Source organism: Streptomyces sp. NPDC050674 (assembly GCF_040654575.1).
Lineage (GTDB): Bacteria > Actinomycetota > Actinomycetes > Streptomycetales > Streptomycetaceae > Streptomyces.
Map to the genome: position 1 here is coordinate 62383 of NZ_JBFAIG010000026.1, position 26012 is coordinate 88394.

A 26012-nucleotide genomic window follows, 5' to 3' on the forward strand; every position below is an offset into this window, starting at 1 on the left:
TCGCCATCAACGTGACCCCCCGGTCACAGCCGTTCCGCCCGTTTGCACCATGTCCCGCTCTGCCCGGAGGTTCCGGTGACGACACGTGGAGTTCTGTACGTGCACTCCGCGCCGCGCGCGCTGTGCCCGCACGTCGAGTGGGCCGTCGCCGGGGTGCTCGGCACACGCGTCAGCCTGGACTGGATCCGCCAGCCCGCCGCACCGGGCACCTGGCGCTCGGAGTTCTCCTGGCAGGGCCAGGCCGGCACGGCGTCCAAACTCGCCTCCGCACTGCGCGGCTGGCACCTGCTCCGCTTCGAGGTCACCGCCGAACCCTGCCCCTCCGCCGAGGGCGAGCGGTACAGCTGCACCCCCGACCTCGGCATCTACCACGCCGTCACCGGCATCCACGGCGACATCCTCATCCCCGAGGACCGCCTCAGAGCGGCCCTCCAGCGCTCGCAGCGCGGTGAGACCGACCTGGAGGCCGAGCTCAGCAAACTCCTGGGCAAGCCCTGGGACGACGAACTGGAACCCTTCCGCTACGCAGGCGAGGGCGCCCCGGTCCGCTGGCTCCACCAGGTGGTGTAGACGCCCTCAGGGACGCGCCTCCAGGGGCGCGGGGAACTGCGCGAACAACCCCACGAGCCCGCGCACGGCATCCGACGTCACGGAAAACGGCGAATGGCCCGAACTCCACCCAAGGAGTTCGGGCCACTCGACGCTCAGGATCAAACCGTCCGGAACGCCAGCACCACGTTGTGCCCACCGAACCCGAACGAGTCGTTCAGCGCGGCGATGCGGCCCTCGACCGGCAGCTTCCTGGCCTCGCCCCGGACGACATCGGCGTTCGCCTCGGCCTCGGGGTCGAGGTTCTCCACGTTGATCGTCGGCGGAGCCACCCGGTGGTACAGCGCGAGCACGGTCGCCACCGTCTCCACACCACCGGCACCGCCCAGCAGATGTCCGGTCATCGACTTCGTCGCGGACACCGCGAAGTGGTCGGCGTGGTCGCCGAACACCTTCCGCAGCGCCTTCAGCTCGGCGATGTCACCGGCCGGCGTGGACGTGGCGTGCGCGTTGACGTGCACGATCTCCGCCGGGTCCAGGTCGGTGCGGTCCAGCAGGTTCTGCAGGGCGTGCGAGATGCCCCGTCCCTCCGGCTCCGGCTGCACGATGTCGTGCGCGTCGGCGGAGATGCCCTGCCCGACCGCCTCGGCGTACACCCGGGCGCCGCGCCTGGCGGCGTGCTCGGCGGATTCCAGGACGATGACACCGGCGCCCTCACCGAGGACGAAACCGTCACGGGCGGTGTCGTAGGGACGCGACGCGCCCTGCGGGTCGTCGTTGTTCTTGGACATCGCCATCATGTTGCCGAACGCGGCGATGGGCAGCGGGTGGATCGCCGCCTCCGTGCCGCCCGCGACGACGACGTCGGCACGGCCGGTGCGGATCATCTCGATGGCGTAGCCGATGGCCTCGGCGCCCGAGGCGCAGGCGGAGACCGGCGTGTGCACGCCCGCCCGGGCGCCCACGGCCAGGCCCACGTTGGCCGACGGGCCGTTGGGCATCAGCATGGGCACGGTGTGCGGGGAGACGCGGCGAACGCCCTTCTCCTTCAGCACGTCGTACTGGTCGAGCAGGGTCGTCACGCCGCCGATGCCGGAGGCGATGACCGCGCCGAGCCGGTCGGGGTCGATGTTCGGGTCTTCGCCGGCCTTCGCCTCGAAACCGGCGTCCTTCCAGGCCTCCTGGGCCGCGACCAGCGCGAACTGCGCCGAGCGGTCCAGCCGGCGGGCCTGCGGCCGGGGGATGACCTCGGTCGGTTCCACGGCCACCGGGGCCGCGATCTTGACGGCCTGTTCGGCCGCCCACTCCTGCTCCAGGGGCTTGACGCCGGACTTGCCGGCGACCAGGCCCTCCCAGGTAGAGGCTGCGTCGCCACCCAGCGGTGTGGTTGCGCCGATACCGGTGACGACCACGGTGCGATTGGTCGAGCTCACGGGAATTCTTTCTCCAACGGATCCGAGGATTAAGCGGCGCCACCGCCGGGTGGCGGGGCAGTCAGCCCAGGGGCGTGATCGGTCGATCAGCCCTGGTGCTTGAGGATGTAGTCGGTCGCGTCGCCGACGGTCTTGAGGTTCTTGACGTCCTCGTCGGGGATCTTGACGTCGAAGCGCTCTTCGGCGGCGACGACGACCTCGACCATGGACAGGGAGTCGACGTCCAGGTCGTCGGTGAAGGACTTGTCCAGCTGGACGTCCTCAACCGGGATGCCGGCGATCTCGTTCACGATCTCGGCGAGACCGGCGACGATCTCTTCCTGAGTGGCGGCCATGTTGGCGCTCCTTCGTAGATATCCAGAGGGTGTGGCGGGTGGTACGCACCGTCCCGGACCGCATGATCCGGCACGGAGTGCCTAGGGGAGGGTAACGACAGTCGCGGCGTAGACGAGACCCGCCCCGAAGCCGATGACGAGCGCGGTGTCGCCGCTCTTCGCCTCGCCGGTCGCCAGGAGCCGCTCCATCGCGAGCGGGATCGAGGCGGCCGAGGTGTTGCCGGTGGTGCGGATGTCACGCGCGACCGTGACGTGCTCCGGCAGTTTCAGGGTCTTCACCATCGAGTCGATGATCCGCACGTTGGCCTGGTGCGGGATGAAGACGTCCAGGTCGTCCACGGTGATCCCGGCCGCGTCCAGCGCCTGCTGGGCGACCTTCGCCATCTCGAACACGGCCCAGCGGAACACCGCCTGGCCTTCCTGGGTGATCGCGGGGAACTTCGCGACCGTCCCGTCGCGGTAGTCCGTCCACGGCACGGTCTGCTTGATGGTCTCGGACTTGTCGCCCTCGGAACCCCACACGGTGGGGCCGATCGCGGGCTCCTGCGACGGACCGACCACGACCGCGCCGGCGCCGTCACCGAACAGGAAGGCCGTCGCGCGGTCCTCCAGGTCCGTCAGGTCGCTCAGCCGCTCGACGCCGATCACCAGGACGTACTGCGCCGAGCCCTCGACGATCATGCCCTTGGCGAGGGTCAGGCCGTAGCCGAAGCCCGCGCAGCCCGCCGAGATGTCGAAGGCGGCGGCCTTGTTCGTGCCGAGCTTGTCGGCGATCTCGGTGGCGACGGCCGGGGTCTGCTTGAAGTGCGAGACCGTCGAGACGATCACGCCGCCGATCTGCTCGACGGAGATCCCGGCGTCCGCGATGGCCTTGCCCGACGCCTCGATCGACATCTGGGCGACGGTCTCCTCGTCGGAGGCCCAGTGCCGCGTCTCGATACCGGAGCGCGAGCGGATCCACTCGTCGGAGGAGTCGATCGTCTCCAGGATCACCTCGTTCGGCACGACCCGGGTCGGCCGGTACCCGCCCACGCCGAGGATGCGCGCGTACGGGGCGCCCTTGCTGGGCTTCAGCTTCGCCATGCTCCGGGCTCCTTGTCAGGCGTGCTCGGCGATGAGCTCGCGAGCAGCGTCCAGGTCGGCGGGGGTCTTGAGCGCCAGGGTCTTCACACCCGGCAGGGCGCGCTTGGCCAGACCGGTCAGCGTGCCGCCGGGGCAGGCCTCGATCAGGGCCGTGACGCCGAGTTCCTTGAAGGTCTCCATGCACAGGTCCCAGCGGACCGGGTTGGCGACCTGCCCGACGAGCCGCTCCAGCACCTCGGCGCCGGTGGTCACCGTCGCGCCGTCCTTGTTGGAGACGTAGGCGACCTCGGGGTCGGCCGGGACGAGCTCCTTGGCGGCCTCGGCCAGCTTGTCGACGGCCGGAGCCATGTGGTGCGTGTGGAACGCGCCCGCGACCTTCAGGGCGACGACCTTGCGCACGCCCTCGGGCATGTCCTCGTTCAGCGCGGCGAGCTGTTCCATGGTGCCCGCGGCCACGATCTGCCCGGCGCCGTTCACGTTGGCCGGGGTCAGGCCGAGCTTCTCCAGGTGCGCGACGCTCACCTCGGGGTCTCCGCCGAGCAGCGCCGACATGCCGGTCTCGGTGATCGCGGCGGCCTCGGCCATGGCCAGGCCGCGCTTGCGCACGAGGGTCAGCGCGGCGGTGTCGTCGAGGACGCCCGCGTAGGCGGCCGCGGTGATCTCACCGACACTGTGGCCGGCGACCGCGCCGGGCGTGACGTCACCGAGTGCCGCCGCGGACAGCAGGCCGGCCGCGACGAGCAGCGGCTGCGCCACGGCGGTGTCCCGGATGGCGTCGGCGTCGGCCTGCGTCCCGTAGTGGGCGAGGTCCAGGCCGATGGCGTCCGACCAGGCACCGAGGCGGTCGGCGGCACCGGGCAGTTCGAGCCAGGGGGTCAGGAAGCCGGGCGCCTGAGCGCCCTGGCCGGGAGCGACGAGTACGAGCACTCTCACACTCTCTCTTGGGTACGGGCACGGCCGCCCGTGGGGACAGGGACGAAGAACACGAGGGGGTTTTGTCGAGCCTCGACAAAACCTTAGGGCTGGAGATCTCCATCGACCAGACGCCCCAGGATCAGCGCGATTCGCAGCGTGAACGCAGAGCGTACATCGGAGGGTGACCAACCGGTGACGTCAGTCACACGTCGAAGCCGGTAGCGGACGGTGTTGGGATGGACGAACAGCATCCGGGCGGCGCCCTCCAGACTGCTCGCCTGTTCGAGATAGACGCTGAGGGTCTCCAGGAGCGCGGCCCCGGCCTCCTCCAGCGGTCTGTAGATCTCCTCCACCAGTTGCTCACGGGCCGAGCGGTCCCCGGCCATCGCCCGCTCGGGCAGCAGATCGTCCGCCAGGACCGGGCGCGGGGCGTCCTGCCAGGCGGAACACGCCTTCAGCCCGGCCGCCGCGGCCTGCGCGGACCGGGTCGCGGCCAGCAGGTCCGGCACCACCGGGCCGGCCACGACCGGCCCGGCGGCGAACGGGCCGATCAGCGACTTGGCGACGGCCAGCGGGTTGTCGCTGCCGCCCGCGATGACGACCAGCCGGTCGCCGAGCACCCCGGTGAGCACCTGGAGCTTGGCGTGCCGGGCGGCCCGCCGGATCGCCTCCACGGTCAGTTCGGAGTCGCCGTCGGGCGCGGTGCCGAGCACCACGCACACGTGCTCGGGGGAGTTCCACCCCAGGGCGGCGGCCCGGGACACGGCGCCCTCGTCGGCCTCGCCGCTGAGCACGGCGTTCACGACCAGGGACTCCAGCCGGGCGTCCCACGCGCCGCGCGCCTCGGCGGCCTGCGCGTACACCTGGGCCGTGGCGAAGGCGATCTCCCGGGCGTAGACGAGCAGCGCCTCGCGCAGCACCCGCTCGTCACCGGGGGCCGCGACCTCGTCGATCGCGCTCTCCATGACCTCGATGGTGGTGCGCACCATCTCCACGGTCTGGCGCAGGGTGATCGCCCGGGTCAGTTCGCGCGGCGCGGTGCCGAACACGTCGGTGGAGATGGCCTGCGGGGCGTCCGGACGCCGGAACCACTCGGTGAACGCGGCGATGCCCGCCTGTGCGACCAGACCGATCCAGGAACGGTTCTCCGGGGGCATGGCCCGGTACCAGGGCAGCGTCTCGTCCATCCGCGCGATGGCCTGCGCGGCGAGCGATCCGGACGACTTCTCCAGCCGCTTCAGCGTCGCGGAGTGCGGATGGACGGGGTGGGCTGCGGCGTCGTTCTTGGCGGTTTCGGGTTCGGGCACGTGGACAAGACTGCCTTATCCGGACGGGAAGGTGGGCTGCCGGGTCTACGGTGGACCGCGTGATGGACATTCGGCGCGCGGGTGAGCGCTACCGGGGCGGCGACCCCTCGGCCGGAATCGAGTCGTGGCACGCCTTCTCCTTCGGGCCGCACTACGACCCGGACAACCTCCGCTTCGGCGCGGTGCTCGCGTGCAACGAGGAGCGGCTCGCGCCCGGCGCCGGGTTCGACGAACACCCGCACAGCCACACCGAGATCGTGACGTGGGTGGTGGAGGGCGAGCTGACCCACCGGGACTCCACCGGGCGCGAGTCGGTCGTCCGGCACGGCGACGTGCAGCGGCTCAGCTCGGCGGCCGGGGTGCGTCATGTGGAGCGCAACGACGGCCCCGGGCCTCTGACCTTCGTCCAGATGTGGCTGGCCCCGCTCGAGCCCGGCGGCGACCCGTTCTACGAGGTCGTCCGCGGCATCGCCGACTCCACGCCCTACGCGCTCCCGGAGGCCGGCGCGATGCTGCACGTGCGGCGTCTGGGGCCCGGGGAGCGGACGGCGGTGCCGGACGGGGCGTCCACGTACGTGCACGTCGTCCGCGGCGACGTCCGCCTCGACGGCGCGGAACTGCACCCGGGCGACGCGGCCCGGATCACCGGCGCCAAGGGCCTGGAGGCCGAGGGTGTGACGGAGGCGGAGCTGCTGGTCTGGGAGATGAACGCGGCCTAGATCTCGGCCAGTACCGCGTCCGTGAAGGCCGGCCACACCTCGCTCGCCCACGGCCCGAACGCCCGGTCCGTCAGCGCGACACAGGCCGCGCCCGCGTCCGGGTCGATCCACAGGAACGTACCGGACTGCCCGAAGTGCCCGAACGTGCGGGGCGAGGACGAGGAGCCCGTCCAGTGCGGCGACTTGGAGTCGCGGATCTCGAACCCGAGCCCCCAGTCGTTGGGGTTCTGGTGGCCGTACCCCGGCAGGACGCCCTTGGTGCCCGGGAAGTGCACGCTCATGGCCTCGGCGACCGTACGCGGGTCCAGCAGCCGCGGCGCCTGCACCTCGGCGGCGAACCGCAGCAGGTCCTCCACCGTCGACACCCCGTCCTTGGCCGGAGAGCCCTCCAGCGTCGTCGAGGTCATGCCGAGCGGCTCCAGCACGGCCTGCCGCAGGTACTCCCCGAACGGGATGTCGGTGACCTTCTCGACATGGTCGCCCAGCTGCTCGAAGCCGGCGTTGGAGTACAGCCGGCGCTCCCCGGGCGGCGCCGTGACCCTGTGCTCGTCGAAGGCGAGGCCCGAGGTGTGCGCGAGCAGGTGCCGGACGGTCGAACCGGGGGGACCCGCGGGCTCGTCGAACTCGACGGCCCCCTCCTCGTACGCGACGAGCACCGCGTAGGCCGCGAGCGGCTTGGTCACCGACGCGAGCGGGAAGCGCTGCCCGGCCGGGCCGTGGGTGCCCAAGGCCGTGCCGTCCGCTCGTACGACTCCCGCCGCAGCGGTGGGAACCGGCCAGTTCTCGATCAGCGCGAGGCTCTTCAGCGACATGCCGTCGAGCCTATGCGCTCAGAGCGTGAACTCCAGCAAGGGGTCGGGCTCGGGCCGGAACCCCAGGGAGACGTACAGGGGCGAGGCGGTCGGCTGCACGCGCCGGGCGCCGCGCTCGCGGAACCGGCCAGGGACGCCAGGGGCCCCTCCCGCTCGGGGCGGTCGACGACGAACGCCACGAGTCCCCTTCGGCATCGCCCGGTTCGCCCTGTCGTCCTGCCGATTTCTTACCGTCGGCGCTTGCTTGGAGTGCACTCCAAGGTTCTAGCGTGGGAGCCATGACGGTGATGGAGACCACGGCGACCAGGACCGACACCTGCGCCGGCCCGACGCAACACCAGAACCGGCGCCCGGACGGCGACGACCACTACACGATCAGCGAGGTCGTCGCCTTCACGGGCCTGACGGCACACACCCTGCGCTGGTACGAGCGCATCGGTCTGATGCCGCACATCGACCGGTCCCACACCGGCCAGCGCCGGTACACCAACCGCGACCTCGACTGGCTCGACCTCGTCGGCAAGCTCCGCCTGACGGGCATGCCGGTCGCGGACATGGTCCGGTACGCGGAACTGGTGCGCGAGGGCGACCACACCTATGTCGAGCGCTTCGAACTGCTGAAGACGACCCGCGAGGACGTCCTGGCCAGGATCGACGAACTCCGGGGCACACTCGCCGTGCTCGACCGGAAGATCAGTTTCTACGCGGACGCCGGGCGTGCCCTGGCGTCGGAGAGGTCCCGATGACGGACGGCAGGATCACGACGGCGAAGCTCGGCGACCTGGGGCCGGAGGTGGGTGTCCAGGGCCTGGGCTGCATGGGCATGAGCTTCGGCTACGGCCCGGCGGACGCGGACGCGTCCCGCGCCACCCTGGAGCGGGCGCTCGAACTCGGCGTCACCCTCTACGACACGGCCGACGCGTACGGCGCCGGTGAGAACGAGCGGTTCCTGTCGCCGTTCTTCAAGGCCCACCGCGACGAGGTCGTCATCGCGACCAAGTTCGCCCTCTCGATCCCCCCGGACGACCCCACGCGCCGGATCGTGCGCAACGACCCGCCCTACATCCGCCAGGCCGTCGAGGCGAGCCTGAAGCGCCTGGACGTCGACGCCATCGACCTCTACTACATGCACCGGCGCGATGTGAACGTGCCGATCGAGGAGAGCGTCGGCACCATGGCCGAGCTGGTCCGCGAGGGCAAGGTCAAGCACCTCGGTCTGAGCGAGGTGACGGCCGGTGAACTGCGCGCCGCCCACGCCGTCCACCCCATCGCCGCCGTGCAGTCGGAGTGGTCGCTGTTCAGCCGCGACATCGAGACGCACGTCGTCCCCGCGACCCGTGAGCTGGGCGTGGCACTCGTCGCGTACTCGCCCCTGGGCCGGGGCTTCCTCACCGGCTCCTTCACCGACGCCCACCAGGACCTGAGCGAGGGCGACTTCCGCCGCCAGCAGCCCCGCTTCACGGGCGACAACGCGATGGCGAACGCGACCCTGCTGGAGCTGATCCGCTCGGTCGCCGAGGCCCATGACGCGACCGTCGGTCAGATCGCCCTGGCCTGGGTGCAGCAGCAGGCGACGATCCACGGCCTCCCGGTCATCCCGATCCCCGGCACCCGCAAGCCGGCCAGGGTGGAGGAGAACACGGCGGCGACCAGGATCGTCCTGACCGACGAGCAGCTGGACCTGCTGGACGGCATCGCGGCCCAGGTGGCGGGCACCCGCTACGCGGACATGGCGTTCACGTCGGCGGGCCGTGAGTAGAGGCCTGTAGGGGCGCGGGGAACTGCGCGACCGGCCACACTCGACCCGCACTCGCCGGCGCGCAGCACCCCGCCGACGCTAGAGCTCCGCCAGCAACTCGGCCTTCTTGACCGAGAACTCCTCGTCCGTCACCAGCCCGGCCTGGTGCAGCTCCCCGAGATGCCGGATCCGCTCGGCGATGTCCGCGGGATCACGCCGCGGCGCGGGAACGGCGGCCACCGGACCGGATGTCCGCACCGCGGCCAGCACCGCCGCGGCGAACGGCAGCGACTCGTGCACCGGCCCGTACCCCAGCCCGAACACCACCGCCGCGGGGTCCTGGTCGGCCTGCACCCCGGGCGCCTCCGCGTCCCGCCGCAAGAGCCGCAGATGCCCTTCGAACACCTCCGGTGACCGCCACTCCACCCCGTTCAGCTCCCCGACGGAGAAGCTCTGGTCGCCGGACTTCCACTTCGCCGACGACGCCCCGGTCCAGAACCACCGGAAGTTCACGGTCCGCCCGTCGAAGGACGCCTTGCCGTCGTACGCCTTGAACGACAACGGCCCCTCGGGGGGCGGCACGAGGAACCGCTCGGACGGCCCGGACCGCGTCAGCAGGCTCCGCAGCTCGTCGGCGTAGTACTCCGCGAGGACCTCCCGGTCGGCGGGCAGCACCAGCCGGTAGGGGTCGCCGCTCTCCTTCAGCTGCCCGGCGGCCGCCTCCATCAACGGGTCGGCCCCGGGGCGCGGCTCGAGGCGCAGCACGGCCGTGCCGCGTTTCCCGCGCGTCAGCGTCACTGCGGCGATCGCCTCCAGGGGCACGCGGCGTTCCCCGAGGGCCTGGAAGAGCTTGGGTGTTCGAATCCCCCGTTCGTAGCGGATGAGCACGGAGTCGGACTCGAACTCCCAGGCGGCATGAAATCCGGCCAGTACGTCACCCATGCGGCTCATCGTATGCGGCACGCGCTCCTCCGTCCCCCTCCCGAGCAGACCGCAATTCCTGCGCCTCTACGCGCGTCAGGCCGCAGCCGCACCGGACAAACCGGTACGGCAGACGCCCTCTTCGTGCGCGCAGTGCACCGAGCGGTATGCGCCGACGCCGATCTCTGCGAAATTGAACAGGCTTGCCGTGCCCGGCACGAAGTAGCCCGCGTGACCCTTCGCGCCCGCGGCGGACAGCACCCGCGCCCCGAACCCGGAGGACACCGGGTCGGCCCCGTGGCCCAGACCGCCGACCTCCAGGTAGGGCACGTCCTGGATCCAGTCGTCGGCGTCCCGCATCGCCCACACCCGGGCGGTGGTGTCCAGTTGGGCGGCCTTCTCGACGCGCATGCCCGGGCTGCCGGCCACCGCGATGTCGGACACCCGGTCCGGCAGCGCGTGCGCCGCGACCCCGCACACCACGGAGCCGTAGCTGTGGCAGAACAACGAGACCCGCGCGCGGCCCGGCAGCGCCCGTACGAGCGCGTTCAGCCGCACGGCGCCCTCCTCGGCGCGCATCGCGGTGGCCGAGTCGATGCCGATCCCGCTGGGCGCGGTGTAGTCGGCCCAGGCGATGACGGCCGTACGCGTCGAGGGGCTGACCGTCCGCTCGGCCGCGTACAGGGACCTGGCCATGCCGACGGGCGCCGAGTACTTCCGCTGGGTGCGCTGGAAGGTGAGCAGGTCGGTGTCGACGCCGGGGACGACGACCGAGACCCGCTCCGCCCGGCGCAAGTCGCCGAAGACCTCCGCCACCCGGCCCGAGCCCTCCGGGTCGAAGGCCAGGATGTGGCGGCCCTTCTCCATGAGGTCCTCGAAGCGGTGCATCCGGCGGCCCGCCTCGTGCTGCCCGGCCGGGGTGAGGCGCTTGTCGTGCATGCGGGCGCGCTCGACCTTGAGCGCCTTCGCGAGCGCGAGGTGGTTGGCGCGGTAGCGCAGCTCGACCGGCGCGCCGTTCATGTTGCCCACCGCGAGCGAGTACTTGCGGATCAGGGCCGAACGGTCCTGCTCGGTCAGCGAGGTGAAGAAGCGGGTCATCGCGGCCGGCCCGGACTGCGGGTCCGGCAGCCGGTGCCCGCCGATCCGGCCGTGCTCCCAGGCGGAGAGCGAGGCTTGGAGCGGCGTGGCGCCCCGCTGGTTGCGCAGGGCCGTCCAGCCGGTGGTCGCCAGCATCACGAACACGACGGCCAGAGCGAGCAGTGCGCGCCAGACGTTCAGTTGCGGGGAGGTGTCGAAGGAAGTCACTGAAAGGACACACTAGGAGAACGAGAGGGTCTCGCGTTAACCAAGTGACCGGGATCACGTTTCGGTGACAAGGTCAGGGGGACGGCTCCGCACGCCAGTTCCCCGCCAGTGCGGGACCCACCTGATCCAGGTACGTCGTGGTGAGTTCGCGCATGCCGTCGAGGCTGAGGTCGTCCCCCGCGGACCACAGGCGCTCGGTGACACGAATCACCCCGCCGAAGAGCGCCACCACGATCCTGGGCCGGGGGTCCGCGTCCACGTCGAGCCCCTCGCGCTCGGCGATGATGCCCGCGAGCTGCTCCTCCAGTTCCGCCGAGCGCCGCAGATGGGCGGCGAGCAGCGCGGGCGTCGACTCGATCACCCGGTAGACCCGCATGTGGAGGTCGATCGGGACGAGCTCCTCGACGGCCTCGTTGATCGCGTCCCAGCTCTCCAGCACGGCCCGGCGCAGCGCCTCCAGCGGCGCCTCGGCCGGCGGGCGCCTGCGCAGCGCCTCGACGACCAGCGTCTCCGCGAGGCGCGGCACGAAGAACGCCGTCTCCTCCTTCCCGGCGAAGTAGCGGAAGAAGGTGCGCTGCGAGACGTCCACGGCGGCGGCGATGTCGTCGACGGTCGTCTCCTCGTACCCGCGCGTGGCGAAGAGTTCCAGCGCGGCCCGCAGCAGGGCGTCCCGGGTGCGCCGCTTCTTGCGTTCGCGCAGGTTCAAGAGGTGCCTCACGTCTCGTCTGAAGTGTTTGCCCAGTTCAGGCTATACGGGGATGGCGTGTCAGTGACCGACTAGTGAATTGGTTTGTCAATTGTCAGTGGCTGTCATTAGCCTCGCGGCATGACTAGTCAGACCACCATCGACACGACGGGGTCGGGGGGCAAGGAACCGGCGTCGCCGTCGGGGGCGGCGCCGGCCAAGGGGCTGCGCGGGCACCCCTGGCTCACCCTCATCACCGTCGCTGTGGGGGTCATGATGGTGGCCCTCGACGGCACCATCGTGGCCATTGCCAACCCGGCCATACAGAAGGACCTCGGCGCCACGTTCGCCGAGGTCCAGTGGATCACCAACGGTTACTTCCTCGCCCTCGCGGTCTCCCTGATCACCGCGGGCAAGCTCGGCGACCGCTTCGGTCACCGGCAGACCTTCCTCATCGGCGTCGTCGGCTTCGCCGCCGCCTCGGGCGCGATCGGCCTGTCCGACAGCATCGCGTTCGTCGTCGTCTTCCGCGTCCTTCAGGGCCTGTTCGGCGCGCTGCTGATGCCGGCCGCGCTCGGCCTGCTGCGCGCCACCTTCCCGGCCGAGAAGCTGAACATGGCCATCGGCATATGGGGCATGGTCATCGGCGCGTCCACCGCGGGCGGCCCGATCCTCGGCGGTGTGCTCGTCGAGCACGTCAACTGGCAGTCGGTGTTCTTCATCAACGTGCCGGTCGGTGTCCTCGCCGTCGTCCTCGGCGTGCTGATCCTGCTCGACCACCGGGCGGAGAACGCCCCGCGCTCCTTCGACCTCCTGGGCATCGCCCTGTTGTCGACGGCCGTGTTCTGCCTGGTGTGGGCGCTCATCAAGGCCCCGCCGTCCGAGTGGGGCTGGGGCGACCCGAAGACGCTCGGCTTCCTCGGCGCCTCGGTGCTGTGCTTCGCGCTCTTCGCCTTCTGGGAGACGAAGGTGAGGGAGCCGCTGATCCCGCTCGCGCTGTTCCGCTCCGTGGCGCTGTCCGCCGGTGTCGTGCTGATGGTCCTGATGGCCATCGCGTTCATGGGCGGCCTGTTCTTCGTGACGTTCTACCTCCAGAACGTGCACGGCATGAGCCCGATCGACGCGGGTCTGCACCTGCTGCCGCTCACCGGCATGATGATCGTCGGCTCGCCGCTGGCCGGCGTACTGATCACCAAGCTCGGCCCCCGTGTCCCGCTCGCGGGCGGCATGGCGCTCACCGCGATCGCCATGTACGGGATGTCCACGCTGGAGACGGACACCGGCAGCGCCATCATGTCGCTCTGGTTCGCCCTGCTGGGCCTCGGTCTGGCGCCGGTCATGGTCGGTGCGACCGAGGTCATCGTCGGCAACGCGCCGATGGAGCTGTCGGGCGTCGCGGGCGGTCTCCAGCAGGCCGCCATGCAGATCGGCGGCAGCCTCGGCACGGCCGTGCTGGGTGCCGTCATGGCCTCCAAGGTCAACAGCGACCTGGCCGGCAACTGGGCGAAGGCGGGCCTGCCGCCGCTCACCCCGGAGCAGGAGCACCAGGCCTCCGAGGCGGTCCAGGTCGGCGTCCCGCCGGTGGCGCCGGGCACGCCGGACGCGATCGCCGCCAAGATCACGGGCGTCGCGCACGACACGTTCATCTCGGGCATGAGCGCGGCCTCGCTCGTCGCGGCCGGGGTCGCGGTGGTGGCCGTACTGGTCGCGTTCCTCACCAAGCGCGGTGAGAACGCGGAGGCCGGCGCAGGCGCGGCGCACATCTGACGCTCCCTGACGGCCCGTTCGCCTATCAGGGTGAACAACACCGTCGAACCCTCCCCTCCGGCACCCGCCGCAGGTCACAGTGGGTCAAGTCCTCCGCAGGGCATGGAGGGCGGACGCTGCGGCGCGCTGCCGGAGGGGGGCAGCGCGCAGGCAGCGGGGATTGAACCCCACTGACGGGGTACTCGCCATGTCATACCCGAACCGAACCCCAACCGACCGAGGGTTTACGGGAGTTGATGATGGCGAGCTTCGGACACGGTACGCGCAGGCACCCCCGCTCACGTGGCCGGACGTGGTCACGGACCGGGACGGATCGCGCGACGCTCGGACTCATCGGAGTCATCTGCGCCGTTGCAGGCTTCTTCGTGCTGGGGATCGTCCTCGGTCCCGTCGCGATGGTCTGCGGCTGGCTCGCCATGGGCCGCGCGTGGTCGGGCTCCCGCCCCACCGCGGCCGTGATCGCCCTGGTCCTGGGCGCCATCGACACGCTCCTGGCCGTCATCTGGCTGTCCGGAGCGGCCACACCGGGTATGGGTACGGGTCTGTTCTGACCCGGATGAGAAGTGTGAGAAGGGCCCCCGGCCGCTCGGCCGGGGGCCCTCTCGTCACTCCACCAGGTCTCCCTTGAGCTGCGCCAACTCCCCGCGCAAGGCCCGCACTTCCTCCGTCAGCTCCCGTATCGCCTCGGTCTGGCGCCGCTCCTCGACGTCGTCCTTCTCGAACCGCGCGATGAACCAGGCGGCGATGTTCGCCGTCACCACACCGAGCAGCGCGATCCCGGACAGCATCAGCCCGACCGCCAGCATCCGTCCCAGTCCGGTGGTCGGCGCGTGGTCCCCGTACCCCACGGTCGTCATCGTCGTGAAGGACCACCACACCGCGTCGCCCAGCGTCCTGATGTTCCCGTCGGGGGAGTCCCGTTCGACCGACAGCACGGCCAGCGACCCGAACATCAGCAACCCGACCACGGCACCCACGACATACGTCGTCAGCCGTATCTGCGAGGCCATCCGCGCCCGCTGCCCGACGAGCAACAGCGTGGACACCAGCCGCAGCAGCCGCATCGGCTGGAGCATCGGCAGCAGCACCGCGCCCAGGTCGAGCCAGTGCGTCCGCACGAAGGCCCCCCGGTGCGGCGCGAGCGCCAGCCGTACGCCGTAGTCGAGGGCGAAGGCCCCCCACACCACCCACTCGACGGCCGTGCACACCCGGACGATGTCCGGGCCCGCGTCCGGCCGGACGATCGGCACGGCGTAGGCGACGGCGAAGGCGACGGCCAGGCCGAAGAGGGGCCGCTGGGTGCGATGTTCCCAGCGGAGCTGGGCCGGCTGCTGCTGCATGGGCGCATCGTAGGAAACGTGAAGGGGTGGTGTGCCCACGGTGTGTCCGTGAGGCGCACCACCCCTTGACAGGGCTTGACGTGTTACGCGTCGCCGCCCGCGGCCCCCGGGTCCGCCGCCGACACGTCGAGCAGCTGGTACCGGTCGATGGCCTGCTTGAGCACCGAGCGGTCCACCTTGCCCTCACGGGCCAGCTCGGTCAGCACCGCCACCACGATCGACTGGGCGTCGATGTGGAAAAAGCGGCGGGCCGCGCCCCGGGTGTCGGCGAAGCCGAACCCGTCCGCGCCGAGCGACTGGTACGTCTGCGGCACCCACCGCGCGATCTGGTCCGGGACCGAGCGCATCCAGTCCGACACCGCCACGACCGGGCCCTGCGCGTCCGCCAGCTTGCGCGTCACGTAGGGCACCCGCTGCTCCTCCTCGGGGTGCAGCAGGTTGTGCTCCTCGCAGTCCACGGCGTCGCGTCGCAGCTCGTTCCAGGAGGTCGCCGACCAGACGTCGGCCTTGACGTTCCACTCCTCGGCCAGGAGCCTCTGCGCCTCGACCGCCCAGGGCACCGCCACACCGGAGGCCAGGATCTGCGCCGGGATCGAGCCGGAGGTGCCCTCGCTGAACCGGTACAGGCCCTTGAGGATGCCGTCCACGTCCACGCTCGCGGGCTCGGCCGGGTGCTGGATCGGCTCGTTGTAGACGGTCAGGTAGTAGAAGACGTCCTCGCCGTGCGGGTGCTCCTCGGAGGAGCCGTACATCCGGCGCAGGCCGTCCTGCACGATGTGCGCGATCTCGAAGCCGAACGCCGGGTCGTAGGCGACGCAGCCCGGGTTCGTCGAGGCCAGCAGCTGCGAGTGGCCGTCCGCGTGCTGGAGACCCTCACCGGTCAGGGTCGTACGGCCGGCGGTCGCACCCAGGACGAAACCGCGCGCCAGCTGGTCGGCCATCTGCCAGAACTGGTCGCCGGTGCGCTGGAAACCGAACATCGAGTAGAAGACGTAGACCGGGACGAGCGGCTCGCCGTGCGTCGCGTAGGCCGAGCCCGCGGCGATCAGCGACGCCGTGCAGCCGGCCTCCGAGATGCCGTCGTGCAGCATCTGGCCGTTGGGCGCCTCCTTGTAGGCGAGCAGCAGCTCACGGTCGACCGACTCGTACTGCTGGCCGAGCGGGTTGTAGATCTTCGCACTCGGGAAGAACGAGTCCATGCCGAAGGTGCGGTACTCGTCCGGCGCGATCAGCACGAACCGCTTGCCGATCTCCTTGTCCCGCATGAGGTCCTTGAGCAGCCGGACAAACGCCATCGTGGTCGCGATGGACTGCTGGCCCGAGCCCTTCTTCACCGTCGCGTACGTCTTGTCCTCGGGCAGCGGCAGCGGCTTGGAGCGGACCACGCGCGTGGGCACGTAACCGCCGAGCGACTTGCGGCGGTCGTGCATGTACTGGATCTCCTCCGAGTCCCGGCCCGGGTGGTAGTACGGCGGCACGCCGGACTCCAGCTCCTTGTCCGGGATCGGCAGGTGCAGACGGTCGCGGAAGCGCTTGAGGTCGTCGACCGTCAGCTTCTTCATCTGGTGCGTGGCGTTGCGGCCCTCGAAGTTGGGGCCCAGCGTCCAGCCCTTGATCGTCTTGGCGAGGATCACCGTCGGCTGGCCCTTGTGCTCCACGGCCGCCTTGTACGCCGCGAAGATCTTGCGGTGGTCGTGACCGCCGCGCCCCAGGTGCAGGATCTGGTCGTCGGTCATGCCCTCGACCATCGCGCGCAGCCGGTGGTCGTCACCGAAGAAGTGGTCGCGGATGTACGCGCCGGTCTCCGTGGCGTACGTCTGGAACTGCCCGTCGGGCGTGGTGTTCATCCGGTTGACCAGCACGCCGTCGCGGTCCTGGGCGAGCAGCGGGTCCCAGCTGCGGTCCCAGACCAGCTTGATCACGTTCCAGCCGGCACCGCGGAAGATCGACTCCAGCTCCTGGATGATCTTGCCGTTGCCGCGCACCGGGCCGTCGAGGCGCTGGAGGTTGCAGTTGACGACGAAGGTGAGGTTGTCCAGGCCCTCACGGGCGGCGATGGACAGCTGGCCCAGCGACTCCGGCTCGTCCATCTCGCCGTCGCCGAGGAAGGCCCAGACCTGCGACTTGGAGGTGTCGGCGATCCCGCGCGCCTCCATGTAGCGGTTCATGCGCGCCTGGTAGATCGCGCCGATCGGGCCGAGGCCCATCGAGACCGTCGGGAACTCCCAGAAGTCCGGCATGGACCGCGGGTGCGGGTACGACGACAGCGCGTAGGGCGCCTTGGACTTCTCCTGGCGGAAGCCGTCCAGGTGCTGCTCGCTGAGCCGGTCCAGCAGGAAGGCGCGGGCGTAGATACCGGGGGAGGCGTGGCCCTGGAAGAAGACCTGGTCGCCGCCGTCGCCCTCGTCCTTGCCGCGGAAGAAGTGGTTGAAGCCGACGTCGTAGAGGGAGGCGGAGGAGGCGAACGTGGCGATGTGGCCGCCGACGCCGATGCCCGGGCGCTGGGCCCGGGAGACCATCACGGCCGCGTTCCAGCGCGTGGCGTTGAGGATCCTGCGCTCGATCTCCTCGTTGCCCGGGAAGAACGGCTCGCTCTTGGTGGGGATGGTGTTGACGTAGTCCGTGCTGCGCATCTCCGGCACGGCCACGCGCTTCTCGCGGGCCCGCTCGATCAGCCGCAGCATCAGGTAACGGGCGCGCTCCCGGCCGCGCTCGTCGACGGCGGCGTCGAGGGAGTCGAGCCACTCCTGTGTCTCTTCGGGATCGAAGTCAGGAACCTGACTCGGAAGGCCGCCAATGATGATCGGGTTGCGATCGGATGCGGAAGCCACGCTGTTCCTTACCTGTCAGAGGGCCGTGCGAAGGCCGCTGTTTCGCTGTCGTCGCTGGGCGTCGTCGCTGGGGGCTGCGCCGTTCCCCATGGTCCACCTCGGGGCCGTGAATCGTCATCTCTACCGAGCGGTAACCCGAGCGTAAGATCGACTCTGTCCCGAGTCCGTGACGTATGGGGCGAATACCTTCGAGTCTCGTACCCACAGACGATTCCCAAACGCCCAAACGGGGCAGAAAGGTGTGGTGTGCGTCACCTCGGGCCATGATGGTGTGCCTGAAGTTGCGGTGACACAGCCAGGATCGTCACCGTTTCGGCGGTCCGAACGGCCGGGTACTTGCGCGATCCGTCCCGCCCGTGTGGACTACGGCCAATGCTTCGCGCACGCGCGTGGCTGAGTTATTCCCAAAACAAGATCAGGAGGCAACCCGTGAGCGCGACCGCGGACCACGCGGAGGAGCGGACGAACCCTGCCGCCAGGCTGGGGTTCCAGCCCGGGCAGGTGGTCCAGGAGATCGGCTACGACGACGACGTGGACCAGGAGCTCCGCAAGGCCATCGAGGGCATCGTCGAGAGCGACCTGGTGGACGAGGACTACGACGACGTGGCCGACGCCGTTGTGCTGTGGTTCCGTGACGACGACGGCGACCTGACGGATGCGCTGGTCGATGCCACCACGTACATCGAAGAGGGCGGTGCCATCCTGCTCCTCACCCCCAAGACCGGCCGTTCGGGCTACGTGGAGCCGAGTGACATCTCGGAAGCCGCCACGACCGCCGGACTGACGGCCTCCAAGAGCGTCAGCGTCGGCAAGGACTGGAGCGGCAGCCGGCTGGCCACACCCAAGGCCGCCAAGTCCAAGCGGTAGCCGTACGGCGGGCGGGCCGGCGTCGCCGGCCCGCCCTTCGGCCTGCCCCGGTGCCTGCGTAGGGTGGCCCCACCCGAGAAGACCGAGAAGGGACACCCACGCGATGGCGATCCAGGTCGGCGAGAAGGCCCCCGACTTCGAGCTCAAGGACAACCACGGCCGGGCCGTGCGGCTGTCCGACTTCCGGGGCCGCAAGAACGTCGTGCTGCTCTTCTACCCCTTCGCCTTCACCGGCGTGTGCACCGGTGAGCTGTGCGCGCTGCGCGACAACCTGCCGCAGTTCTCCGACCGCGACACCGAGCTGCTCGCCGTCTCCAACGACTCCATCCACACCCTGCGCGTCTTCGGCGAGCAGGAGGGCCTGGAGTACCCGCTGCTGTCGGACTTCTGGCCGCACGGCAACGTCTCGCGGGCCTACGGCGTCTTCGACGAGGACAAGGGCTGCGCCGTGCGCGGCACCTTCGTCATCGACAAGGAGGGCGTCGTGCGATGGACCGTCGTCAACGGCCTGCCGGACGCGCGCGACCTGAACGACTACGTGAAGGCGCTCGACTCCCTGTGACGCCGGTCGGGCGGCCTGTGCTCGACACCCGCTGAATTGTCGGCTTCAGGGCCTGCGAGGGGTGGGAACCCGTCACTAGGATCGACTCGTTGATCCGACATCCGAGCACAACGGGGCATCCCGCCCCTGGACACCAATGGAGGACTCGTGGGAGTCAGCCTCAGCAAGGGCGGCAACGTATCGCTGAGCAAGGAGGCGCCGGGCCTGACCGCGGTCATCGTCGGTCTGGGGTGGGACGTCCGCACCACGACCGGCACGGACTTCGACCTGGACGCCAGCGCGCTGCTGCTGAACAGCTCCGGCAAGGTCGCCAGCGACCAGCACTTCATCTTCTTCAACAACCTCAAGAGCCCCGAGGGCTCCGTCGAGCACACCGGTGACAACATCACCGGTGAGGGCGAGGGCGACGACGAGCAGATCAAGGTCAACCTCGCCGCCGTCCCGGCCGACGTCGAGAAGATCGTCTTCCCGGTCTCCATCTACGACGCCGAGACCCGCCAGCAGTCCTTCGGCCAGGTGCGCAACGCGTTCATCCGCGTCGTGAACCAGGCCGGCGAGGCCGAGATCGCCCGCTACGACCTGAGCGAGGACGCCTCCACCGAGACCGCCATGGTCTTCGGCGAGCTCTACCGGCACGGCGCGGAGTGGAAGTTCCGTGCCATCGGGCAGGGCTACGCCTCGGGCCTGCGCGGCATCGCGCAGGACTTCGGCGTGAACGTCTGACCGTCCGACGGGCCCTGACGACAGGACCCCGAGGACTTTTCGTCCGGCGCCGCACGGTTTACGTGCGGCGCCGGACGCGCAGGACCACCTCAGTGACACCACCGGGCCTGTGGCCCAAGGGGAGGGACAGCATCATGGGCGTCACGCTCGCCAAGGGGGGCAACGTCTCCCTGTCCAAGGCCGCACCCAACCTCACTCAGGTGATGGTCGGGCTCGGCTGGGACGCGCGCTCCACCACCGGAGCGCCCTTCGACCTCGACGCCAGCGCCCTGATGTGCGGCGGTGGCCGCGTGCTCGGGGACGAGTGGTTCGTCTTCTACAACCAGCTCAAGAGCCCGGACGGCTCGGTCGAGCACACCGGCGACAACCTCACCGGTGAGGGCGACGGCGACGACGAGTCGCTCCTGATCGACCTCGCCAAGGTCCCGCCGCAGTGCGACAAGATCGTGTTCCCCGTCTCCATCCACATGGCCGACGAGCGCGGCCAGACGTTCGGCCAGGTCAGCAACGCCTTCATTCGGGTGGTGAACCAGGCCGACGGCCAGGAACTCGCCCGCTACGACCTGAGCGAGGACGCCTCCACCGAGACCGCGATGATCTTCGGGGAGCTCTACCGCTATCAGGGCGAGTGGAAGTTCAGAGCCGTGGGACAGGGGTACGCGTCGGGGCTGCGGGGCATCGCGCTGGACTTCGGGGTCAACGTCTCATAACGCGTTATGAGCAAAATCCAGGGGCCAGTGGGGTGCGCAGGGGGCCCGACTAGACTTCGGCTTCAAAAGTTCGTAAAGCCGGGTACGGCGCGGGGGAGCCCCGTACACACACGATTGGGTAGCCAGTGGTTCTGAAAACCTTCGGGTGGTCGTTCGCGGTCACCGCGCTCGGCCTGGTCGCGGCGGTCTTGTTCGGCGGGTGGACCGCGCTCGGCATCGTCGCGATCCTCTCCGTCCTCGAGATCTCGCTGTCCTTCGACAACGCGGTGGTCAACGCCGGAATCCTGAAGAAGATGAATGCCTTCTGGCAGAAGATCTTCCTCACGGTCGGCATTCTGATCGCCGTCTTCGGCATGCGGCTGGTCTTCCCCGTCGTGATCGTCGCGATCAGCGCCCAGCTGGGTCCGATCAAGGCCGTCGAACTCGCCCTGAACGACAAGGACCGCTACCAGCAGCTGGTGACCGACGCCCACCCGTCGATCGCCGCCTTCGGTGGCATGTTCCTGCTGATGATCTTCCTGGACTTCATCTTCGAGGACCGGGACATCAAGTGGCTCGGCTGGCTGGAGCGCCCGCTGGCCAAGCTCGGCAAGGTCGACATGCTGTCGGTCTGCATCGCGCTGATCGTCCTGCTGATCTCGGCGATGACCGTCGCCACCCACGCCCACCAGCACGGCGGCGCCCACGTCGACAAGGCGGAGACGGTCCTGCTCGCCGGCATCGCCGGTCTGATCACCTACATGATCGTCGGCGGACTCTCCGGCTACTTCGAGGACAAGCTCGAAGAGGAGGAGGAGCGCGAGCACGAGGCGGAGGAAGAGGCCGAGCGCAGCGGCAAGCCCCGCTCGGCGGTCCAGCTGGCCGGCAAGGCCGCCTTCTTCATGTTCCTCTACCTCGAGGTCCTGGACGCGTCGTTCTCCTTCGACGGCGTGATCGGCGCCTTCGCCATCACCAACGACATCGTCCTGATGGCGCTCGGTCTCGGCATCGGCGCCATGTACGTCCGGTCGCTGACGGTCTACCTGGTCCGCCAGGGCACCCTCGACGACTACGTCTACCTGGAGCACGGCGCGCACTACGCCATCGGCGCGCTCGCCATGATCCTGCTGGTCACCATCCAGTACCAGATCAACGAGATCGTCACCGGCCTCATCGGCGTCGTCCTCATCGCCGCCTCCTTCTGGTCCTCCGTCCGCCGCAACAAGGCGCTCGCGGCGGCCGAGGGAAAAGCCGGCTCGGACGAGAAGACTGAGGTCTCGTCCGGGGTGTGACACCCCTCCGGGTGAGGAACGCTCTCGACGGGGCGGCCACCGAGGCGACTCCTCGGTGGCCGCCCCGTCGGTCGTCAAGGGCCGCGGGTACGGCGATCGACCCGCGGCCCCCAAGGGAACGTGGGGGGCGGAATGGGCCTGTTCGACGGACTCCGGCGCGGTGACGCGCAGTTCGACTCGGGCGACGCGTCGACCAACGCGATCGAACTGACCAAGCGGCGGTCACAGATATCACTCACCAAGCAGGGCGCGGCCACCGGCCATCTGCGCGTCAACCTCAGCTGGCGGATGCGCACCTCCGACTTCGGCGGCTCCCAGCGCGAGAGCCTGCTGCGCCACCCCTTGCGGGCGCTCAAGCCCCCCGAGGTCGTCGGGCACAGCCAGAGCATGGTCAACGTCGACCTCGACCTCGGCTGCCTCTATGAGCTCCAGGACGGCAGCAAGGGCGTCGTCCAGCCCCTCGGCGGCTACTTCGGCGACGTCAACGCCCCGCCGTACGTCAAGCTCAGCGGCGACGACCGCTTCGGCTCCGCGTCCGGCGAGACGATGTACATCAACCTCGACCACCGCGACAGCATCAAGCGGCTGCTGGTCTTCGTCTACATCTACGACCAGACACCGGCCTTCGACCGCGCCCACGCCATCGTCACGCTCTACCCGAGCAACGGCCCCCGCGTCGAGATCCACCTCGACGAACGCCAGCCGCAGGCCCGCTCCTGCGCCGTCGTCATGATCGAGAAGGTGAAGAACGAGATCGTCGTCCGCCGCGAGGCGAAGTTCGTCTACGGCTTCCAGGCCGAACTCGACCGGCTCTACGGATGGGGACTTCAGTGGGGGCGGGGCTACAAGACCAAGGTCGACCGCTGACCCCGGAGCCCCGGCGCGGGCCGGGGCCGCCGTCCGTCTACCGTCCGGCGAACTGCGGGCCCTGCGGAGGGAGCTGGAAGTCCGGGTCCTGGGCCGTCGTGACCGGCGGCGGGTAGCCGTAGCCCAGCTGCGCCCCGGCGGCACCCGCGGTGGCCGGTGCCTGCGGATAACCGGCGACGGGCCGGCCCGTGGGCTGTGGATAGCCATAGGCGGGCGGCGTCGCCGGCGGCTGCTGCGGATACCCGTAGGCGGGCTGCGAGGGCACCCCGGCCGGCTGCTCCGGGGGCAGCGGCCCCGAGACCTCGGGGGGCTGCTGCCCGGGACCGGCGGTCGTCTGCTGCGCGGGCGTGTTGGTGGTGGCGGGCGCGGGCACCGTCATGGTCGCCGCCTCCTCGCCCTCCTCGGCCGCCTCCGACTCGTCCACCGAGATGCCGAAGTCGGTCGCGAGCCCCTTCAATCCGTTCGAGTAGCCCTCGCCCAGCGCCCGGAACTTCCAGCCCTCCCCGCGCCGGTACAGCTCCCCGCAGATCAGGGCCGTCTCCTGGCCCGTCTCCGGCTTCACGTCGAAATACGCCAGCGCCTCGCTGTCACTGCCCGCCGCGTCGTACAGCGCGATGCGCAGCGCCTGTACGCGGTCGAACGTCACGCCGTCCGCCGATGCGACCAGCAGAATTCGGCTGACTTCCGGCTCGACACCGGTGAGGTCGGTCTGGATCGTGTCGGTCAGGCCCTCGGCGTCCCGCTTCTTGCCGAGCCGCCACACCTTCCCGGCCGGGTGCCGGGGCTGGTTGTAGAAGACGAAGTCCTCGTCGGAGCGCACACGGCCGCCGGGGCCCAGGAGCAGCGCGGAGGCGTCGACGTCCGGAACCCCCTGGCCGGGTGTCCAGCGCAGCACGGCGCGCACCGTGGTGGCTTCCAGCGGGACGTTCGACCCCTTCAGCATCGCGTGCGTCATGCGGTCATCCTGCCTGCTCGGTCCTGCTCACGACAACGCGGGGGGCCACGGTCACGAGCGGCGCCGACGGCCGTCGAGGACTACCGTCGTCATGGCCGGGCCTGGCTGTGCTTGCCCGCGTTACCTGATATTCATGCCTGACGGGAACCTCCGACATGGACTTCTACGTACTATTACCGGCCAGCTTTCATCGATTCGCAGGCCGTACCACCACCACGGGGGAGCTCCATGCGTCATTTCGGGCATATCGCCCCTGAGGTGCGGAAGCGTCTCTTCTACCGCGAGCCGTGCACGTTCACCCCCGATTCGCCGGCCCGCCTGCTCTCCGCGGCCCTGGGCGCCACGCTCTACAGCCCGGCCACCCGGCCGCGCCTGGCCGACGACGTCCTCAAGCAGGCCGGGCGGGGCGTGGTCTCGATGGTGCTGTGCCTGGAGGACTCCATCGACGACGCGGACGTCGGCCCGGGCGAGGAGAACCTCGTCCGGCAGTTCACGGCCCTGCACGGCCTCCCGGACGCCGATCCGCCGCTGCTCTTCATCCGGGTCCGCACCCCCGAGCAGATACCCGACCTCGTTCGCCGCCTCGGCCCCGCCGTCCGGCTGCTGTCCGGATTCGTCCTGCCCAAGTTCACCGAGGAACGCGGCATCCCCTTCCTCGAGGCCGTGGCCACCGCCGAGGCCGAAAGCGGCCGTCGTCTTTTCGCCATGCCCGTGCTGGAGTCCCCGGAGCTGCTCTACCGGGAGTCGCGCGTGGAGACCCTGGAGGGCATCTTCCGGGCGGTCGACAAGTACCGCGACCGCGTCCTCGCCCTGCGCCTGGGCGTCACGGACTTCTGCTCCTCCTACGGACTGCGCAGGGGCCCCGACATGACGGCCTACGACGTGCAGATCGTCGCCTCCGTCATCGCCGACGTGGTGAACATGCTGGGCCGTGCCGACGGGACCGGCTTCACCGTGACCGGGCCGGTGTGGGAGTACTTCCGGGTCCAGGCGCGCATGTTCAAGCCCCTGCTGCGGCAGAGCCCCTTCCTGGAGGTGCAGGCCGCGGAGCTGCGCGAGAAGCTGATCGAGCACGCCATGGACGGCCTGCTGCGGGAGATCACCCTGGACCAGGCCAACGGCCTGCTGGGCAAGACCTGCATCCATCCCTCGCACGTCCTGCCGGTGCACGCCCTGTCGGTCGTCAGCCACGAGGAGTTCTCGGACGCCGAGGACATCCTGCGCCCCGAGCGCGGCGGCGGGGGCGTGCTGAGGTCGGCCTACACGAACAAGATGAACGAGGTGAAACCGCACCGGGCCTGGGCCGAGCGGACCCTGCTGCGCGCCGAGGTCTTCGGCGTGGCGAACCAGGACATCGGCTTCGTCGAACTGCTGGCCGCCGGTCTGCCAGGCTGAACCGTACGGCTTCCGAGGATTCGAAGGGTTCATGGAGAAGGCAGTGAACGAGGGGACGCACCCCGAGGTGCGCGACGCGGGCGACGGCGTCTGGTCCGGCGACTGGGTCGCCGAGCGGCTCGGTGTCGAGCTCGTCGGCGACGACCGGCTGACCGGCCTGCTGGGGCTGGCGCTGCGCCGCAACCCCAAGCGGGCCCACCTGCTCGTGTCGAACGTCCTGGGCAAGCACGTGCCGCAGTCGCCGTCCGTCGTGTACGGCCACGGCTGGGAGCTCGGCCGCCGGGTGCGGCAGCTGCTGGGCGACGACGAGGCCCGCAGGGCCGTCGTCCTCGGCTACGCGGAGACCGCGACGGGCCTCGGCCACTGTGTCGCCGACGGGCTGGGCCTCGCCCCCTGCCTGCACTCCACCCGCCGACCGGTCGCCGGTCTCACCCCGGCCGGCGGTTTCGAGGAGTCCCACTCCCACGCGACCTCCCACCTGCTGCTGCCGGAGGACCCCGCGCTGCTGGCCGGCGACGGGCCGCTGGTCCTGGTCGACGACGAGTTCTCCACGGGGAACACGGTGCTGAACACCGTGCGCGATCTTCATGGGCGGTATCCGCGGCGGAGGTACGTCGTGGTGGCGCTGGTCGACATGCGCTCACCCGCGGACGCGGGGCGGCTGGAGGCGTTCGCGCGGGAGATCGGTGCGCGGGTGGATCTCGTGGCGGCGGCTTCGGGGCGTGTGCGGCTGCCGGAGGGGGTGCTGGAGAAGGGGCAGGAGCTGGTGGGGCGGTACGAGTCGGAGAGTGCGGCGCCGTCGTGGTCGCTCGCGCAGTTCCCCGCGCCCCTTTCAGCGCTGCGCTCGCCTCCCCCTGCCCGTCCGAACGCAGCGGTCGACCACGCGCTGTCCCACGTGCGGTCGGCGTTCGGCGCTGTCCCG

26 protein-coding genes and 1 pseudogene are annotated in these 26012 nt (G+C 70.2%); 14 read left to right on the top strand and 13 right to left on the bottom strand.

The genetic code is table 11. The features are described 5' to 3' along the window. Nucleotides 1-75: 75 nt before the first annotated feature. Nucleotides 76-570, top strand: coding sequence for a DUF3145 domain-containing protein (locus AB0I06_RS31690; protein WP_363122290.1), 495 nt, complete (start codon nt 76-78; stop codon nt 568-570). Nucleotides 571-710: 140 nt separating this feature from the next. On the opposite strand, the gene fabF is transcribed toward AB0I06_RS31690, so the two are convergent. From fabF to fasR, 5 genes are all read right to left on the bottom strand, one after another. Then, a complete protein-coding gene (gene fabF, locus AB0I06_RS31695; RefSeq protein WP_363122291.1) occupies nt 711-1982 on the bottom strand; it encodes a beta-ketoacyl-ACP synthase II in 1272 nt (423 codons plus the stop codon). 86 nt (nt 1983-2068) lie between these two features. Next, nucleotides 2069-2317 carry an acyl carrier protein gene (locus tag AB0I06_RS31700; RefSeq protein ID WP_003989952.1) on the bottom strand — a complete coding sequence of 83 codons (249 nt, stop codon included), beginning with the start codon at nt 2315-2317 and terminating at the stop codon, nt 2069-2071. A gap of 81 nt (nt 2318-2398) precedes the next feature. Next, nucleotides 2399-3400, bottom strand: coding sequence for a ketoacyl-ACP synthase III (locus AB0I06_RS31705; protein ID WP_363122292.1), 1002 nt, complete (start codon nt 3398-3400; stop codon nt 2399-2401). 15 nt (nt 3401-3415) lie between these two features. Then, entirely contained in the window at nt 3416-4327 is a 912-nt protein-coding gene (locus tag AB0I06_RS31710) for an ACP S-malonyltransferase (RefSeq protein WP_363122293.1), read from the bottom strand. 89 nt (nt 4328-4416) lie between these two features. Continuing rightward, nucleotides 4417-5622 (bottom strand): fatty acid biosynthesis transcriptional regulator FasR, encoded by a 1206-nt coding sequence (gene fasR / locus AB0I06_RS31715; RefSeq protein ID WP_363122294.1) that lies wholly within the window; start codon nt 5620-5622, stop codon nt 4417-4419. Nucleotides 5623-5684: 62 nt separating this feature from the next. On the opposite strand from fasR, the gene AB0I06_RS31720 reads away from it, so the two are divergent. Continuing rightward, nucleotides 5685-6341 carry a pirin family protein gene (locus tag AB0I06_RS31720; RefSeq protein ID WP_363122318.1) on the top strand — a complete coding sequence of 219 codons (657 nt, stop codon included), beginning with the start codon at nt 5685-5687 and terminating at the stop codon, nt 6339-6341. Here the strand turns inward: AB0I06_RS31720 and AB0I06_RS31725 are convergent. Beyond that, nucleotides 6338-7153: a serine hydrolase domain-containing protein gene (locus AB0I06_RS31725; protein ID WP_363122295.1), complete on the bottom strand. Its 816-nt coding sequence runs from the start codon at nt 7151-7153 to the stop codon at nt 6338-6340. The two genes, AB0I06_RS31720 and AB0I06_RS31725, sit on opposite strands and share 4 nt — an antisense overlap. An 18-nt stretch (nt 7154-7171) precedes the next feature. Continuing rightward, nucleotides 7172-7276 (bottom strand): annotated as a pseudogene (locus AB0I06_RS31730) (GNAT family N-acetyltransferase); the annotation flags it as partial. A gap of 155 nt (nt 7277-7431) precedes the next feature. Here AB0I06_RS31730 and AB0I06_RS31735 point away from each other — a divergent pair. Together AB0I06_RS31735 and AB0I06_RS31740 are read left to right on the top strand one after the other, a co-directional pair. Further along, nucleotides 7432-7899: a MerR family transcriptional regulator gene (locus AB0I06_RS31735; protein ID WP_363122296.1), complete on the top strand. Its 468-nt coding sequence runs from the start codon at nt 7432-7434 to the stop codon at nt 7897-7899. Continuing rightward, nucleotides 7896-8912 carry an aldo/keto reductase gene (locus AB0I06_RS31740; RefSeq protein WP_363122297.1) on the top strand — a complete coding sequence of 339 codons (1017 nt, stop codon included), beginning with the start codon at nt 7896-7898 and terminating at the stop codon, nt 8910-8912. Before AB0I06_RS31735 ends, AB0I06_RS31740 begins: the two co-directional genes overlap by 4 nt. A 78-nt stretch (nt 8913-8990) precedes the next feature. On the opposite strand, the gene AB0I06_RS31745 is transcribed toward AB0I06_RS31740, so the two are convergent. The 3 genes from AB0I06_RS31745 to AB0I06_RS31755 form a co-directional block, all read right to left on the bottom strand. Continuing rightward, a complete protein-coding gene (locus AB0I06_RS31745) occupies nt 8991-9842 on the bottom strand; it encodes a DUF4429 domain-containing protein (RefSeq protein WP_363122319.1) in 852 nt (283 codons plus the stop codon). A gap of 66 nt (nt 9843-9908) precedes the next feature. Further along, nucleotides 9909-11117 carry an alpha/beta hydrolase gene (locus AB0I06_RS31750; protein ID WP_363122298.1) on the bottom strand — a complete coding sequence of 403 codons (1209 nt, stop codon included), beginning with the start codon at nt 11115-11117 and terminating at the stop codon, nt 9909-9911. A 73-nt stretch (nt 11118-11190) separates the two neighbouring features. After that, on the bottom strand, nt 11191-11835 hold the full coding sequence (locus AB0I06_RS31755) for a TetR family transcriptional regulator (protein ID WP_363122299.1): 645 nt from the start codon (nt 11833-11835) through the stop codon (nt 11191-11193). A gap of 108 nt (nt 11836-11943) precedes the next feature. Between AB0I06_RS31755 and AB0I06_RS31760 the strand changes: the two genes are divergently transcribed. Both AB0I06_RS31760 and AB0I06_RS31765 read left to right on the top strand, forming a co-directional pair. After that, nucleotides 11944-13569 (top strand): MFS transporter, encoded by a 1626-nt coding sequence (locus AB0I06_RS31760; RefSeq protein WP_363122300.1) that lies wholly within the window; start codon nt 11944-11946, stop codon nt 13567-13569. A 236-nt stretch (nt 13570-13805) separates the two neighbouring features. Beyond that, nucleotides 13806-14120 (top strand): small hydrophobic protein, encoded by a 315-nt coding sequence (locus AB0I06_RS31765; RefSeq protein WP_363122302.1) that lies wholly within the window; start codon nt 13806-13808, stop codon nt 14118-14120. Between the two features lie 54 nt (nt 14121-14174). Here AB0I06_RS31765 and AB0I06_RS31770 read toward each other — a convergent pair whose 3' ends face one another. Both AB0I06_RS31770 and aceE read right to left on the bottom strand, forming a co-directional pair. Then, on the bottom strand, nt 14175-14909 hold the full coding sequence (locus tag AB0I06_RS31770) for a potassium channel family protein (protein WP_363122303.1): 735 nt from the start codon (nt 14907-14909) through the stop codon (nt 14175-14177). Between the two features lie 83 nt (nt 14910-14992). Further along, nucleotides 14993-17740 (bottom strand): pyruvate dehydrogenase (acetyl-transferring), homodimeric type, encoded by a 2748-nt coding sequence (aceE, locus tag AB0I06_RS31775; RefSeq protein ID WP_363122304.1) that lies wholly within the window; start codon nt 17738-17740, stop codon nt 14993-14995. A 429-nt stretch (nt 17741-18169) separates the two neighbouring features. Here aceE and AB0I06_RS31780 point away from each other — a divergent pair, with 429 nt between their 5' ends. The 6 genes from AB0I06_RS31780 (at nt 18170) to AB0I06_RS31805 (ending at nt 22740) form a co-directional block, all read left to right on the top strand. Then, nucleotides 18170-18607 carry a DUF3052 domain-containing protein gene (locus AB0I06_RS31780; protein WP_363122305.1) on the top strand — a complete coding sequence of 146 codons (438 nt, stop codon included), beginning with the start codon at nt 18170-18172 and terminating at the stop codon, nt 18605-18607. Between the two features lie 103 nt (nt 18608-18710). Further along, entirely contained in the window at nt 18711-19169 is a 459-nt protein-coding gene (locus AB0I06_RS31785) for a peroxiredoxin (protein WP_363122306.1), read from the top strand. A 147-nt stretch (nt 19170-19316) separates the two neighbouring features. After that, entirely contained in the window at nt 19317-19892 is a 576-nt protein-coding gene (locus tag AB0I06_RS31790) for a calcium homeostasis/redox stress adaptation protein (RefSeq protein ID WP_363122307.1), read from the top strand. A 134-nt stretch (nt 19893-20026) separates the two neighbouring features. Continuing rightward, a complete protein-coding gene (locus AB0I06_RS31795; protein ID WP_363122308.1) occupies nt 20027-20602 on the top strand; it encodes a TerD family protein in 576 nt (191 codons plus the stop codon). Between the two features lie 125 nt (nt 20603-20727). After that, nucleotides 20728-21873, top strand: a complete 1146-nt coding sequence (locus AB0I06_RS31800; protein WP_363122309.1) for a DUF475 domain-containing protein — start codon at nt 20728-20730, stop codon at nt 21871-21873. A 132-nt stretch (nt 21874-22005) separates the two neighbouring features. Then, nucleotides 22006-22740, top strand: coding sequence for a Tellurium resistance (locus AB0I06_RS31805; protein WP_363122310.1), 735 nt, complete (start codon nt 22006-22008; stop codon nt 22738-22740). A 37-nt stretch (nt 22741-22777) separates the two neighbouring features. Here the strand turns inward: AB0I06_RS31805 and AB0I06_RS31810 are convergent, their stop codons facing one another. Then, a complete protein-coding gene (locus tag AB0I06_RS31810) occupies nt 22778-23695 on the bottom strand; it encodes a TerD family protein (RefSeq protein ID WP_363122311.1) in 918 nt (305 codons plus the stop codon). Nucleotides 23696-23923: 228 nt separating this feature from the next. On the opposite strand from AB0I06_RS31810, the gene AB0I06_RS31815 reads away from it, so the two are divergent. Together AB0I06_RS31815 and AB0I06_RS31820 are read left to right on the top strand one after the other, a co-directional pair. Continuing rightward, a complete protein-coding gene (locus tag AB0I06_RS31815) occupies nt 23924-25090 on the top strand; it encodes an HpcH/HpaI aldolase/citrate lyase family protein (RefSeq protein WP_363122312.1) in 1167 nt (388 codons plus the stop codon). Between the two features lie 31 nt (nt 25091-25121). Then, the coding region (locus tag AB0I06_RS31820) for a phosphoribosyltransferase domain-containing protein (RefSeq protein ID WP_363122313.1) at nt 25122-26012 on the top strand (891 nt) is incomplete at its 3' end.